Annotated in this window: 11 protein-coding genes; 5 read left to right on the top strand and 6 right to left on the bottom strand. The window is 59.2% G+C overall.

Features of this window, described 5'->3' with window-relative positions; all coding sequences use genetic code 11:
- Positions 1-335 (bottom strand): transposase (locus BN874_RS21375; protein WP_034436947.1); only part of this gene is annotated, 335 nt, incomplete at its 3' end.
- Positions 336-381: 46 nt separating this feature from the next.
- Between BN874_RS21375 and BN874_RS26120 the strand changes: the two genes are divergently transcribed.
- Positions 382-513 carry a hypothetical protein gene (locus BN874_RS26120; protein WP_268258849.1) on the top strand — a complete coding sequence of 44 codons (132 nt, stop codon included), beginning with the start codon at positions 382-384 and terminating at the stop codon, positions 511-513.
- A 187-nt stretch (positions 514-700) separates the two neighbouring features.
- Here BN874_RS26120 and parC read toward each other — a convergent pair whose 3' ends face one another.
- The 3 genes from parC to BN874_RS21360 are packed head-to-tail and all read right to left on the bottom strand — an operon-like array spanning position 701 to position 3,892.
- Positions 701-2,935: a DNA topoisomerase IV subunit A gene (gene parC, locus BN874_RS21370; protein ID WP_034436945.1), complete on the bottom strand. Its 2,235-nt coding sequence runs from the start codon at positions 2,933-2,935 to the stop codon at positions 701-703.
- A gap of 16 nt (positions 2,936-2,951) precedes the next feature.
- On the bottom strand, positions 2,952-3,542 hold the full coding sequence (locus tag BN874_RS21365) for a Uma2 family endonuclease (RefSeq protein WP_034436943.1): 591 nt from the start codon (positions 3,540-3,542) through the stop codon (positions 2,952-2,954).
- Positions 3,543-3,586: 44 nt separating this feature from the next.
- On the bottom strand, positions 3,587-3,892 hold the full coding sequence (locus BN874_RS21360) for a hypothetical protein (protein WP_154725065.1): 306 nt from the start codon (positions 3,890-3,892) through the stop codon (positions 3,587-3,589).
- Position 3,893: 1 nt separating this feature from the next.
- On the opposite strand from BN874_RS21360, the gene BN874_RS21355 reads away from it, so the two are divergent.
- Entirely contained in the window at positions 3,894-4,751 is an 858-nt protein-coding gene (locus tag BN874_RS21355; RefSeq protein ID WP_034436940.1) for an isocitrate lyase/PEP mutase family protein, read from the top strand.
- A gap of 258 nt (positions 4,752-5,009) precedes the next feature.
- Positions 5,010-5,216, top strand: a complete 207-nt coding sequence (locus tag BN874_RS21350) for a cold-shock protein (protein ID WP_034436937.1) — start codon at positions 5,010-5,012, stop codon at positions 5,214-5,216.
- A 90-nt stretch (positions 5,217-5,306) separates the two neighbouring features.
- Here the strand turns inward: BN874_RS21350 and BN874_RS21345 are convergent, their stop codons facing one another.
- The gene (locus BN874_RS21345) at positions 5,307-5,924 is read right to left on the bottom strand and encodes a carbonic anhydrase (protein ID WP_230314518.1); all 618 of its coding nucleotides are present in this window, start codon (positions 5,922-5,924) and stop codon (positions 5,307-5,309) included.
- Positions 5,925-6,094: 170 nt separating this feature from the next.
- On the opposite strand from BN874_RS21345, the gene mfd reads away from it, so the two are divergent.
- Complete coding sequence (mfd, locus tag BN874_RS21340; protein ID WP_034436935.1) at positions 6,095-9,553, top strand: transcription-repair coupling factor; 3,459 nt, start codon at positions 6,095-6,097, stop codon at positions 9,551-9,553.
- A 186-nt stretch (positions 9,554-9,739) separates the two neighbouring features.
- Positions 9,740-12,022 carry an NADP-dependent malic enzyme gene (locus BN874_RS21335; protein ID WP_034436933.1) on the top strand — a complete coding sequence of 761 codons (2,283 nt, stop codon included), beginning with the start codon at positions 9,740-9,742 and terminating at the stop codon, positions 12,020-12,022.
- Between the two features lie 69 nt (positions 12,023-12,091).
- Here BN874_RS21335 and BN874_RS21330 read toward each other — a convergent pair.
- Positions 12,092-13,568, bottom strand: a 1,477-nt coding sequence (locus BN874_RS21330) for an HSP90 family protein (RefSeq protein ID WP_034436931.1), incomplete at its 5' end; no start/stop codon positions are given.

Raw genomic sequence — 13,568 nt, 5'->3', positions numbered from 1 at the left:
GGCAACCTCGTTGAAGCAAGAAGTGAGCTATGGAATAAAAGACCATGGTTTACGCAACGGACCTCGGTTCCCCGGCTCAGCGCCGCGAACCCCCCGACCTGGTCGTTCTCGACTTTGCCCAACGGGCCGCACCCTTGCCGCGCCACTCCCACCGACTGCGTCCCTTTCTTCGGGCAGCCGCTCTCGTCGATCAGCTGACGGCTATCGGCCTGACCCCCCCATAGCCGGTTGGCATCCTGCGTCACTTGATCGAACACCGCCTGTTCTGACCACGCCGACTCGCTCAGCAGGTGCTGGAGCGCTGGATGATCGGCGTCGGGAATGACCTCCTCCATCCCGCTCCATGTTCTTGGTTTCCGCCTGGAGCAGACCGCGCAAGTCGTGTCGAGCCGAAGCCTCGACCGTCCGCGTGCGCTGGCGGAAGTGACCGCCGAAGCGCTCACAGAAGTCCAAGAGTCGCTGCCCAACCCCGGCCAACAACCCCACCTCGGCGTCAGCAACCGAGTTTTTTAACGCTTCCGACGGTACCTCTTTCATACGCTACCTCATCAAGCCTTGTCTGTTGATTCGGGTTGGATTATCTTCATTTTTTATAAAAATCAACTAGATAAATCTGAAAAAGCAGAACTAATGCGTACCCTACTGCTCATTTCATCCATTTTCTCCGTGAAAGACGCCATCGTTATACCGCTGCGCCTATTCAATCCCCCACCATCACTCGCTCTACCCGCTGAAAGCTGCGCGGTAATGGCTTGCCGCGTCGGCCCCGCTCGCCGGCATAGCCTTCCAGATCGGCGGGCTTCAGTTTCAAATCGCGCTTGCCGGCGGTGAGTACGATCCCCTGTGCTGCGGGCACCAAGGTAAGGGTAACCAAGCGTTCGTCGCCTGACAGATCGAGAATTTTGTTGCCCTTGCCTTTGGACAGGCGCGGCAGTTCGCGCAACGAAAAGAGTAACAACCGCCCGCCGCTACTGACAGCGGCCAAGCGGTCGCTTTCCAGGTTTGCAACCGGCAGCGGTGCCCACACCCGCGCTCCATCCGGCACCGTCAGCACCAGCTTACCGGCCTTGTTGCGACTTGCCATGTCATCTAACGCGCAGATGAACCCGTAGCCGGCGTCGGTTGCCAACAGATAGAGGTCTTCGGGATTGCTCAGCAGCACATGGACAAAGCGGGCGCCGTCCGGCGGACTCAGCTTGCCGGTCAGCGGTTCGCCGTAACCACGCGCTGAGGCCAGCCCCGCGACGGGCAAAGTGTAGGTTCGCCCGGTCGTATCCATGAACACCGCCGCCTGATTGCTGCGACCCTGAGCCTGCTCCAGGAAAGCGTCACCGGCTTTATAGCTGAGCGCCGCTGCGTCAATCTCGCGCCCCTTGGCTGCCCGTACCCAACCCTTCTGCGACAGCACCACCACCGTCGGTTCACTTGGCGTCAGACTGGTTTCGTCCAGCGCTTGCGCCGGTCGCCGTTCCACCAGCGGACAGCGGCGGGGATCAGCGTAACGTCTGGCATCCTCCTTAATTTCCTTGCAAATTAGTGAGTTAATCCGCTTTTCGGAACCGAGCAACTGTTGTAACTGCTCCTGCTCCTTACGCAACTCGCCCTGTTCGCCGCGCAGTTTCATTTCCTCCAACCGGGCCAGATGACGCAGTTTGGTTTCCAGAATCGCCTCAGCCTGAAGGTCGGACAATTGGAACCGGGCGATCAGGATCGGCTTGGGTTTTTCCTCAGTGCGCAAGATGCGAATCACCTCGTCCAGATTCAGATAGGCGATCAGCAGGCCGTCGAGAAGGTGCAGGCGTTGATCGACCTGATTCAGCCGATGGCCCAGCCGCCGCCGCACCGTTGTGACCCGGTAGCGCAACCATTCTTCGAGAATCTGCCGGAGATTCTTGACCTGAGGCCGACCGTCCAGGCCGATCATGTTGAGGTTAACCCGGTAGCTCTTTTCCAAATCGGTGGTAGCGAACAGATGGTCCATCAACAAATCCACATCCACCCGGTTCGAGCGCAGCACCATGACCAGCCGGGTCGGGTTCTCGTGGTCGGATTCGTCGCGCAAATCCTCAACCATTGGCAGCTTCTTGGCGATCATCTGCGCGGCAATTTGTTCCATGATCCGCGCCCCGGACACTTGATGCGGCAGGGCGTTAATCACTACATCGCCGTTTTCCCGCTCGAAGCGGGCGCGCAACCGCACCGAACCATTACCGGTTTGGTACAGTTTCCGCAGTTCCTCACGCGGGGTAATGATCTCGGCTCCACCCGGATAATCCGGCGCGGGAATCAGGTCATGCAGCGGATCAGAATCGCCGTCGGGATGATCCAGCAGGTAGAGACACGCTGCCGCAACCTCGCCAAGCGCGTGTGGTGGAATGTCGGTCGCCATGCCCACGGCAATGCCGGTCGCGCCGTTCAGCAGCACGTTCGGCAAGCGGGCCGGCAGCCATACCGGTTCATCCAGCGTACCGTCGAAATTGGGCGTCCAATCCACCGTACCCTGGCCGAGTTCGGATAACAGCACTTGGGCAAAGGGCGACAACCGCGCCTCGGTATAGCGCATGGCGGCAAAGGATTTGGGATCATCGGGCGATCCCCAATTGCCCTGCCCATCCACCAGCGGATAGCGATAGGAAAACGGCTGGGCCATTAACACCATCGCTTCGTAGCAGGCTGAATCGCCATGCGGGTGGTACTTGCCCAACACGTCGCCGACCGTGCGGGCGGATTTTTTATGCTTGGCGCCGGCATTCAACCCCAGTTCGGACATGGCATAAACGATGCGCCGTTGCACCGGTTTCAATCCATCGCCGATGTGAGGCAGCGCCCGGTCGAGAATCACGTACATGGAATAGTCCAAGTACGCTTTCTCAGTAAAGACTTTCAGCGGTACCTGTTCGGTGCTATCAGAGGTAAAGAGCGCAAGTTCAGCCATTACGAGATCGCTTCAATTATAGATTAGGGAATACTTCAGCTAAGTCAATCACGGCATCGGGACAGAGAATCGGCGCGATTTTACCGGTCTGGCGGCAATCCCGTTGCTGATAGTGTCCATTGATCGGATCGCGGTAGATTTCCAGTTGCCGATTCTGAATATCCAGCAACCAGACTTCTGGAATGCCGTGACTGGCGTAGAGCGGGACTTTAACGTCGCAGTCGTAGCGCAGGGTACTATCAGAAACTTCGATGAGGAGCAATACGTCTTCTGGGTGCGGGTTCGCTTTTCGATAAAAATCATCGCGCCAGCGCAAAAGAGCAATATCCGGCTGAGGTTCAGCGTACCCACCGAGAATGATCGGATCTTGAACAGATACGATGACCTTACCCTGTAGTAGCGAAACAAATTTATTGTTGAAGTATTTTACTTCGCCCCCATGTGAACTTCCAATCGGTGCCATTTCGATTAACTCCCCCTCAATCAATTCCACCCGCGAATCTTCATTCAATAAACCCATATCACCCATGCGATGATATTCCGCCACCGTCCAGTGATGGCGGGGCTGAGAGTTTAGCAACTCACGTTCCGCTAATAGTGTTGACATGGTTTATCCTCCTGCTCAAACGCTTTGGAAATACAGTGGAAAGATCAAGTGGTCTGGGCATTGACCCGCTCCCGATTCAATGCCAGCAACCACCGCAGCATTTCCTCATCGCTCAAATCCGCCGGCCAGCGGTAAGCCGCCGCGACGGCTTCATCCAAAACCCGGTGCGCGTTCGCCAGCCACGCCTGACGCTGATTGTACCGGTGGGTCAGGGTGCGTTTTCTCAGTTCAGCGGCGGCATGGTCGTTTATCCGTTGAATGGATACTACAAAAGACGGCGGGCGTTTGCCGCTGGCGCGATCCGCAACTATGCTTTTTGGCGAACTCACCCCATTTTGGATCATAACCACGATGCCAACGCCCGCTGATCAACTCCGCGCTTTGTTAAATCAACCCGGCTTGCTGCTGATGCCCGGCTGCCACGACGCCATCTCCGCCAAACTGGTCGAGCAGGCCGGTTTCCCGGTCGCGTTCATGAGCGGCTTCGCGGTCTCTGCCGCCCGGCTGGGTTTACCCGACACCGGATTGATCTCCTACGGCGAAATGGTGGAGCAGGGCCGCAATATCTGCGGCGCGGTTTCGATTCCGCTGATCGGCGATGGTGACACCGGCTTTGGCAACCCGCTCAATGTGAAACGTACCGTTGAAGGCTACGCCCGCGCCGGGTTCGCCTGCATCATGATCGAGGATCAGGTGATGCCCAAACGTTGTGGTCACACCCAAGGCAAGGCGGTCATCGGGCGCGAGGAGGCGCTGTTGCGGTTGCAGGCAGCGGTCGATGTCCGTAACGAAGGCACTGATATTCTGATCATGGCGCGTACCGACGCCCGCGCCACCGATAGTCTGGATGAGGCGATTGCTCGCTGCCAGGCTTTTGCCGGGATCGGCGCAGACATCACCTTTTTGGAAGCGCCGCTGAACGAAGCAGAGATGCGCCGCTATTGCAGCGCAGTTTCCGGCCCCAAGATGGCCAATCTGATCGAGTTCGGCAAGACTCCGCTGCTGCTACCCGCGCAACTGGAAGCCATCGGTTATCAGATCGCCGTCTATCCGCTGACCTTGCTCAATGTGTCCATTAAGGCCATGCGCACCGCGCTGGCGTGCATCCAGCGGGGAGAAACAGCGGAGGTACTGACTTTTACCGAGTTGCAGGCGGCGGTGGGCTTCCCGGAATACGATGCGGGCGCGGAACGTTACAGCGCACCGTAGCGGTGGGTGTTGGTCGATCCTCTTGTTGCCGAATTCCAATCGGTCAGGACTGCCGCTGTTTGGTGAAAAATCATCTTGCTTGATCCCTACTCTTCGTCTACCTTAGTGATGCGTGATGTTCAGGTAGTGAAAGTGTTCGTTGGTTGCAGCTCTCCAGTCCGCAATTCCTTTCGTCATATTTCCCTGCGCTGATTCTCGTGCGGCTTGTTTGGGTAGCAACCCAAATTTTCAATGTTCTTAAGTTTTCAGGAATCGAGCATGTCTACTGGTACTGTGAAGTGGTTTAACGAATCAAAAGGTTTTGGTTTTATTTCGCCGGATGACGGTGGTGATGATCTGTTCGCGCATTTCTCCGCGATTCAGGCGCGGGGATTCAAGACGCTCAGGGAGAACCAAAAGGTTTCCTTTGACGTAACAACCGGCCCCAAGGGCAAGCAGGCGACCAATATTCGCCCGATAGACTAATCAAACCAGATTTCCGAAAGCCCGGCTTGCCGGGCTTTTTTATTTTCAGCATCCCCCGTAATGAACGCAGTTTCAAAGCGCGGCTTTGCCCTAAAGCTCTGAGGAGACGGTCTCAACCGTGCCGTCGAGACTCATCATCAGGGTTTCTGTTTCCAGTTGTGGATAGCGCTTGTGAATCTCTTTCGCCAGATCGCGCAGATATTTGCCATGGACACGGGTTTCCAGCGTCGGATTCTTGGAAAAGTCCGCTTTCAGAATTACCTTGTAGGCGCCGCAATCGCGATGATCCAGCAAGATGACCTTCTTGATGTGATGCAGATCGCTGGCGATCTTGAGGTGTTCCCAGAAGGTCTTATTCCAGTCCTTGAAATCACCGGTCAGCGCACCCAGCGAAGCGCCAGCCAGAACCACGTGATCGTACTGGTTGGTCATGCCCCGGCCATCCATGTAGCGAACAATGTCGTCCACCAGCCGATAATCCATGCAACTGAGCAGCAGGGCTTCAGCGGTATGCGCCGGGGCAGCGCCCACGTTCTCGGCACCATGTTCGGCGGCAGATTGGGCGAGCTGCCAAGGCGTTACCAGTCCCAGCAGCGCGATGCCACTGCCCAAGGTGGCGAGTCGAATGAAACGGCGGCGGCCCGGATTCGTGGGCAAAAGATCATGCGAGTGGTTGCAAAAACAGGATTCATCATGTGCTGTAATCATAAAATCCCCCTTTGGTTCGTTGAAGCGGCGGATGGTACTGAACAAGGATAGCTTAGCAATTGGAGTGTGTATTGACCGGGTGCGCAACTCATAACGTTCGGTTTGTGCGCGGTTTTCGCTCTTGTGGGACAATAAACAGCCTTTTCAGCCACCCAGGTTCGCCGTTATCCATGTCCGCGCTTGTCGAGCAGCCCATCCCGCTGAATTCTTTTCGCCCCGCCCTGCCGCCTGACCCTCGACATCCGATCCACTGGGGTCAGTTGCACGGCGCCAGTCCCGCCCTGTTAATCGCTGCTACCGCTGCCCGTTATCGGGGTCTGGTGCTGGCGATTGTGCCCGATAGTCAGACTGCGGCGCGGCTGGAGACCGAACTGCGGATCTTTGGTGGAGCGGATTTGTCCATTCTGGCGTTCCCGGACTGGGAGACACTGCCTTACGATGGGTTTTCGCCGCATCAGGACATCGTGTCGCAGCGGTTGGCGGCGCTGTACCGGCTGCCGCAGCAGCGGCGCGGGGTGCTGGTGGTGCCGGTGGCGACGCTGATGCAGCGACTGGCGCCGCACGATTATCTGGATCGCTACGCGCTGCTGCTCAAGGTTGGCGAGCGACTGCATCTGGAACCATTCCGTCAACGGCTGGAGGCGTCCGGTTACGTTTGCGTGTCGCAAGTGGTTGAACATGGAGAGTTTGCGGTGCGCGGTTCGATTCTCGACCTGTTCCCGATGGGCGGTGAGCGGCCATACCGGATCGAACTGTTCGACGACGAGGTGGAGAGCATCCGCGATTTTGACCCGGACACCCAGCTCTCTATCGTTAAAGTGACGCAGATCGAATTGTTGCCGGCGCGGGAGTTCGCCCTGGACAAGGACACTATCAACCGTTTCCGGCAGTCCTGGCGTCGCCAGTTCGAAGGCGATCCGCAACGCAGTCCGATCTACCGCGAGGTGAGTGCCGGCAACGCGCCCGGTGGTATCGAGTATTACCTGCCGCTGTTCTTTGAGCAGACCGCTACTCTGTTTGATCATTTGCCGGGCGCTACGCTGGCGATCCGGCTGGACGGGGTGAGTGCGGCGCTGGCGGCGTTTCAGGATCAACTGATGGACCGTTACGAGCAGCGTCGCCATGATGCGGAACGACCGTTGTTGCCACCGCCGCTGCTGTTTCTGGATGCGGCCCAGGTGGATGGGGCGCTGTCACGTTACCTGCGAGTTGAGTTGAATGTGGCCGGGGACGGCGGGGTTAATTTCCCCACCGCACCCCCGCCGGCGCTGCCGCTGGAATTGCGCGCCGAACATCCTGCCGCCGCACTGCAACAATTTCTAAAGGAATTTCCGGGGCGGGTGCTGTTCGCGGCTGAATCAGCAGGCCGCCGTGAGGTCTTGCGGGACACCTTGCGTAGCTATGGCCTGCAACCACAGCTCTGCGAAGGCTGGACCGAATTTCTGGCGCGGGAGGAGTTGCAGGTGGCGCTGACGGTGGCACCGCTGGAACAGGGTCTGTTGCTGACCGAACCACCCTTGGCGATCATCGCCGAGTCGCAACTCTACGGGGAACGGGTACGGCAACAGCGTCGACGTGGTCCCAGCCGCGATCCCGATGCCATTATCCGCAATCTGACCGATCTCAGTCTCGGTGCGCCCATTGTCCACGAAGAACACGGCATCGGTCGCTACGCCGGGCTGCAACGGCTGGAGGTAGCGGGGGTTGATGGCGAGTTTGCGGTAGTGGAATACGCCGGCGGCGACCGGCTGTATGTGCCAGTAGCGTCGTTGCACCTGCTCAGCCGCTATACCGGCGCAGCGCCGGACAGTGCGCCCTTGCACAAACTGGGTAGCGGTCAATGGGAGAAGGTCAGGCGCAAAGCCGCTGAAAAGGTCAACGATGCGGCGGCAGAATTGCTGGATCTGTACGCCCGTCGTGAGGCCCGGCCCGGCCATGCGTTTGATCTGGGCGCTGCCGATTATGCCGCTTTCGCTGCCGCCTTCCCGTTTGAGGAAACTCCTGATCAACAAACCGCTATTGAGGCGGTGATCGCGGATATGCGCCAGGGTCGTCCGATGGATCGGGTGGTGTGCGGCGATGTTGGCTTCGGCAAGACCGAGGTGGCGATGCGCGCCGCGTTCGTGGCGGTGCAGGACGGACGGCAGGTGGCAGTGCTGACTCCGACCACGCTGCTGGCACAGCAGCATTATCAGAATTTTCTGGATCGCTTCGCCGACTGGCCAGTGCGGACTGAGTTGCTGTCCCGATTCCGCTCGGCGAAACAGCAGGCGGTGACCTTGACAGCGCTGGTCGAAGGCACCGTGGATATTCTGATCGGCACTCACAAGCTGTTGCAGGACAGCGTAACCTTCAAGCGGCTGGGGCTGGTGATCATCGACGAGGAACACCGTTTCGGAGTGCGGCAGAAAGAACGGTTGAAGGCGTTGCGGGCTGAAGTGGATGTGCTGACGCTGACGGCAACGCCGATTCCGCGCACCCTGAACATGGCGATGGCCGGCTTGCGTGAGTTATCCATCATCGCCACCCCGCCGGCGGGACGGCTGGCGGTCAAAACCTTCATCGGTGAATGGAACAAGGCGCTGATTCAGGAAGCCTGCCAGCGTGAGTTGAAACGCGGCGGGCAAATTTATTTCCTGCACAACGAAGTGGAGACGATTCAGCGGATGGCGGCGCAGGTGGCGGAACTGGCGCCGGGCGCGCGGATCGCGGTTGCTCACGGCCAGATGCGCGAGCGGGAGCTGGAACAGGTGATGCTGGATTTCTATCATCGCCGCTGCAATCTGCTGATCTGTACCACGATTATTGAATCCGGCATTGATGTACCCAGCGCCAATACCATCATTATCAACCGCGCCGACAAGCTGGGACTGGCGCAGTTGCATCAGTTGCGCGGACGGGTTGGGCGCTCGCACCATCGGGCTTATGCCTATCTGATTGTGCCGCCGCGTCCGCTGATGACAGCAGACGCAGTCAAGCGGATCGAGGCGATTGAGTCACTGGAGGATTTGGGCGCGGGCTTCATGCTGGCCAGCCACGATCTGGAGATTCGTGGCGCGGGCGAGTTGCTGGGCGAGGATCAAAGCGGCCAGATTCACGAGGTCGGTTTCACCTTGTATATGGATCTGCTGGAGCGGGCGGTGCAGGCGTTGAAAGCCGGCCGCGTGCCGGAGCTGGACCGACCGCTGGATCATGGCCCGGAAGTGGATTTGCAAAGCCCGGCGCTGATTCCCGATGACTATCTGCCTGATGTTCACAGCCGGCTGATTCTGTACAAGCGCATTGCCAGCGCCCGCGACGATGGCGAGTTGCGGGAATTGCAGGTGGAGATGATTGACCGCTTCGGGTTGTTACCGACGCCGGTCAAGACCCTGTTTCGGGTAACGGAGTTGAAGCTGCGAGCGCTGCCGATTGGGGTAAAGAAAATTGAAGCTGGGCCGAAAGGCGGGCGGATCGTCTTCGGTCCGCAACCGAAAGTGGATCCGGTGAAATTGGTTCGACTGATTCAGCAACAGCCCAAAATCTACAAGTTGGACGGGAAGGACAAGTTGCGCTTTATCCAGGAATTGCCCGATGCCGAGGCCAGAGCGCATGAGGTGGAGGGGGTATTGCAGGAGATTGGGAGATAGCCGAAACCCCATAACTTCCCCATTGGGTTCTCACTCATTATCTTGGGTAGCATATCGCCGGGATTCCGGCGCGATTATTGCCCCATTCATCCGTTTCACTTTTAGCCATCGTTTTCCGCTAACCTTAGCCCGCTTTAGCCTCATCGGTGAAATTCCCGCCGCCGCCTTCCAGGAGTTTTTTGTCCCATGACTGATACGTTTAATGAACAGGCGCTGCAATACCATCGCGCTTCGCCTCCCGGTAAAATCGAAGTCGTCCCCACCAAACCGCTGGCTAATCAGCGTGATCTGGCGCTGGCCTATTCCCCCGGCGTTGCTGCCGCCTGCGAAGCGATTGTCGCTGACCCGCGTGAGGTCTCCACTGTTACCGCCCGGGGCAATCTGGTCGCGGTCATCACTAACGGTACGGCGGTATTGGGCTTGGGTAATATCGGCCCGCTGGCATCCAAGCCGGTGATGGAAGGCAAGGGTGTGTTGTTCAAGAAGTTCGCGGGTATTGACGTGTTCGACATCGAGATCAGCGAATCCGACCCCGATAAACTGGTGGAAACGATTGCCAGTCTGGAACCGACGTTCGGCGGCATCAATCTGGAGGATATTAAAGCCCCGGAATGCTTCTACATCGAGCGTCAGTTGCGGGATCGGATGAAAATTCCGGTATTCCACGATGACCAGCACGGCACCGCAATTATCACTGCTGCTGCGGTGATCAACGGGCTGCATCTGATCGGCAAGGACATCGGCACGGTCAAACTGGTCGCTTCCGGGGCGGGCGCGGCGGGCATCGCCTGTCTCGATCTGCTGGTCAGCCTGGGCTTGCAACGGCAAAACGTCATCGTTTGCGACAGCCGGGGCGTATTGTTTCAAGGGCGTGAGGACTTCGATCCGTCCAAGGCCGCTTATGCCGCCGACACTACGGCGCGCAATCTGGCTGAAGCGATTGTGGATGCCGACATCTTTCTCGGTCTGTCCAAGGCCGGGGTGCTAAGCCGCGAAATGGTCAAGGCCATGGCCGCCCGTCCGCTGATTCTGGCGCTGGCGAATCCGACCCCGGAAATCATGCCGGAGGAAGCCAAGGCCGCTCGGCCCGATGCCATTATTGCCACCGGCCGTTCGGATTATCCCAATCAGGTCAACAACGTGCTGTGTTTCCCGTACATCTTCCGGGGCGCGCTGGACGTGGGCGCGACCACCATCAACCGCGAGATGCAACTGGCCTGTGTGCGGGCGCTGGCGCAACTGGCGCGCGAACCCCACTCCTCCGAGGAAATGGCGGCCGCTGGCGGCGAGAGCGTTCCATTCGGGCCGGAGTATCTGATCCCCAAACCCTTCGAGTCCCGGCTGCTGCTGACCCTGCCGCCGGCAGTCGCTAAAGCGGCGATGGAGTCCGGGGTCGCTACCCATCCGATCACTGATTTCGACGCCTATCGGCAACGGCTGAGTCAGTATGTCTACCGCTCCGGCATGGTGATGCGCCCGGTGTTCGACCGCGCCAAGACCGACCGCAAGCGGATCATCTATGCCCAAGGCGAAGAGGAACGGGTGCTGTGGGCGGCGCAGGCGGTCATTGACGACGGCATCGCCTATCCAGTGCTGATTGGTCGCCGCCAGCGGGTCGAACAACTGATCGATGAACTTGGCCTGCATATCTGTCCCGATCAGGATTTCGATCTGATTGATCAACAGAACAATCCCTACTACGAGGACTGCTGGCGAGAATATCACCGGCTGTGCGGTCGCCACGGTGTAGACCCTAATAACGCCCAGATTCGGGTCAACACTCGCGCTACGGTGGTGGGGGCGCTGCTGTTGCGGCTGGGCCACGGCGATGCCCTGATCTGCGGCCTGGTCGGCAACTATCCTGATCATGTGGACTATGTACTGGATATCATCGGCTTGCGTGAAGGGGTGCGCACTCCGGCGGCGCTGGATATGCTGATCACCCCACAAGGCCCGCTGTTCATCTGCGACACCCATCTCAACGAGAATCCCAGCGCTGAGGAACTGGCCGACATTACCCTGTTGGCGGCCGAGGAAGTGCGCCGTTTCGTTACTCCCAAAGTGGCGCTGCTGTCGCGCTCCAACTTTGGCTCCTACAAATCGCCGCAAGCCCACAAGATGGCCGAGGCACTGTCCATCATTCGGCAACGGGCGCCGGATTTGGAAGTAGAAGGCGAGATGCGCGGCGACGTGGCGCTATCGGAAGGGCTGCGCACCAGCATCTTCCCGAAATCGCGGCTGATCGGTGCGGCCAACCTGCTGATCATGCCCAATGTGGACGCTGCCAATATCTCCTACACCCTGTTGAAAATGCTAACTAATGGCGTGGCTATCGGTCCGATCATGCTGGGGTTGGCCCAGCCGGCGCATGTCCTGACTCCTTCATCAGCGGCGCGGCGGATCATCAACATGAGCGCTATTGCCGCAGTGGATGCGCAGGAAGCGATGCGCCAACTCAGCCGGAGCTGATTCTTCTCCCCGACTCGGTGAGCCCCGCACGCTCACCGGGATCGGGGGGATATTTTGGGCGGGAACCGGTTAAGGTTCCTGGGTATCGCAAGATGCTGTCCGCAGCCACAATTCCAAGTGTTCAAGCAACAATACCTGCCAATCGGCATGAAACCGGCGGGCAGCAGCGGGCGTCAGCCGGTGCTGGGCGTTAAGCAGCGCACCGTGATACAGCCCCGTCAGTACCAGGCGACAGCATGGGTCGTCGGGATCGGTCAACGCGCCGAGCCGTTGCACCAGCGGATGCACGGCGTTCAGAAACAGGGTCAGCGGATGCTGGCGCAAGCGGTCGCGCACCTCGCCGGCCAGTTCTGCCAGCCCGTCCAGCAAAAACGGTTTTTCCAGCGCCCGTTCCATTTCATCGAAAGCGGTGACCCGCTGGCCGGCAATCAACACTGCGCTCAGCGTGGCTGGCTGAAACCGGCGGACTTGAGTCCGTACCCGCACCTCCATATCTCCCAACGCCCGATCCATCGCCCGCGCCAACCGCTCGTAAGCCGCTTCCTCCTCCGGCGCCAACCGTTGATACAGCGCCGGATCGTCCAATCGATCCAGGGGCTTGAGTTCTATCGCCTCTGGATGCTGGCTGGCATAGCGGCGTAACAGCGTTTCATCGAAGGGGCGACCGGCGTTGATCGCCAGCAGGGCGTGCGCCTGACACAGCGCATAGAACTGATTAGAATCAGCTTCATGGGTGAAGAAGTACAGCGGACGTTTGCCGTTTTCCGCCGTCGGCTGGCGCGCCAGATAGTCGGGCAGGTTCAACTGCCCCTGATGGGTCTCAAACGGCAGGTGATCCAGCACTGCGGCGCCAAACTCTGGATGTTGCGCCGCCATGCCCTTAACCGCGTCGTGATGCCAATCGCACAGTTGCAGAAAACGCGGACGGTCGCGGGCGGCGAGATCGAGCAGGGCGGCGACGATGACCTCTCCCAAAGCTTCACGCAAAGCGTGATAGGCGGCGTCCCGCAGCACATTGTCGCGGGCGGCGGTCGGCTGCAACTCCGGGCAGTCCACCACCCCACGCACAAAGCGGGCCCATTCCGGTAATAGTTCACGGTCGTTCAGGCGGATGCACATCCGGGCCTGAAACAAATCCAGGGTTCCACCCGCTGGCGCGCCAGGCGCATAACGGGCGGCGACGAACAAGCCGCCTCGTGCGGAGGGTTGCGCCAAAGCTATGGGAATTACCAGCAGCGGCGAATCGGCGTAGCGCTGACTGAGGAAGGTGGTCAACGAGGCTTCTCGCGCTGCCGGATCGTTCCAGTCCGGCTGGTGCCAGGGCGCGTTGACCGCATTGATCGGACCCAAGCCGTTCAGCCGAATCGGGAACGGCAGGAAATCCGCATAACGGCGCACGATCTGGCGGATTAGGCGACTGTCGAGAAACGCGGTTTGATTGGCCGCCAGGGTGACCGTTACTCGGGTGCCGGGTGGTTGCGCAGCGGCGGGCAATGCTGCCAGTTGGTAATCCTCGCCGCCCTGATTGACCCAGCGCCAGCTTTGG

It is taken from the genome of Candidatus Contendobacter odensis Run_B_J11, assembly GCF_000531125.1.
Lineage (GTDB): Bacteria > Pseudomonadota > Gammaproteobacteria > Competibacterales > Competibacteraceae > Contendibacter > Contendibacter odensensis.
Note: the sequence above shows the minus strand (reverse complement) of the source record. Positions and strands in the feature narration are given on the sequence as shown.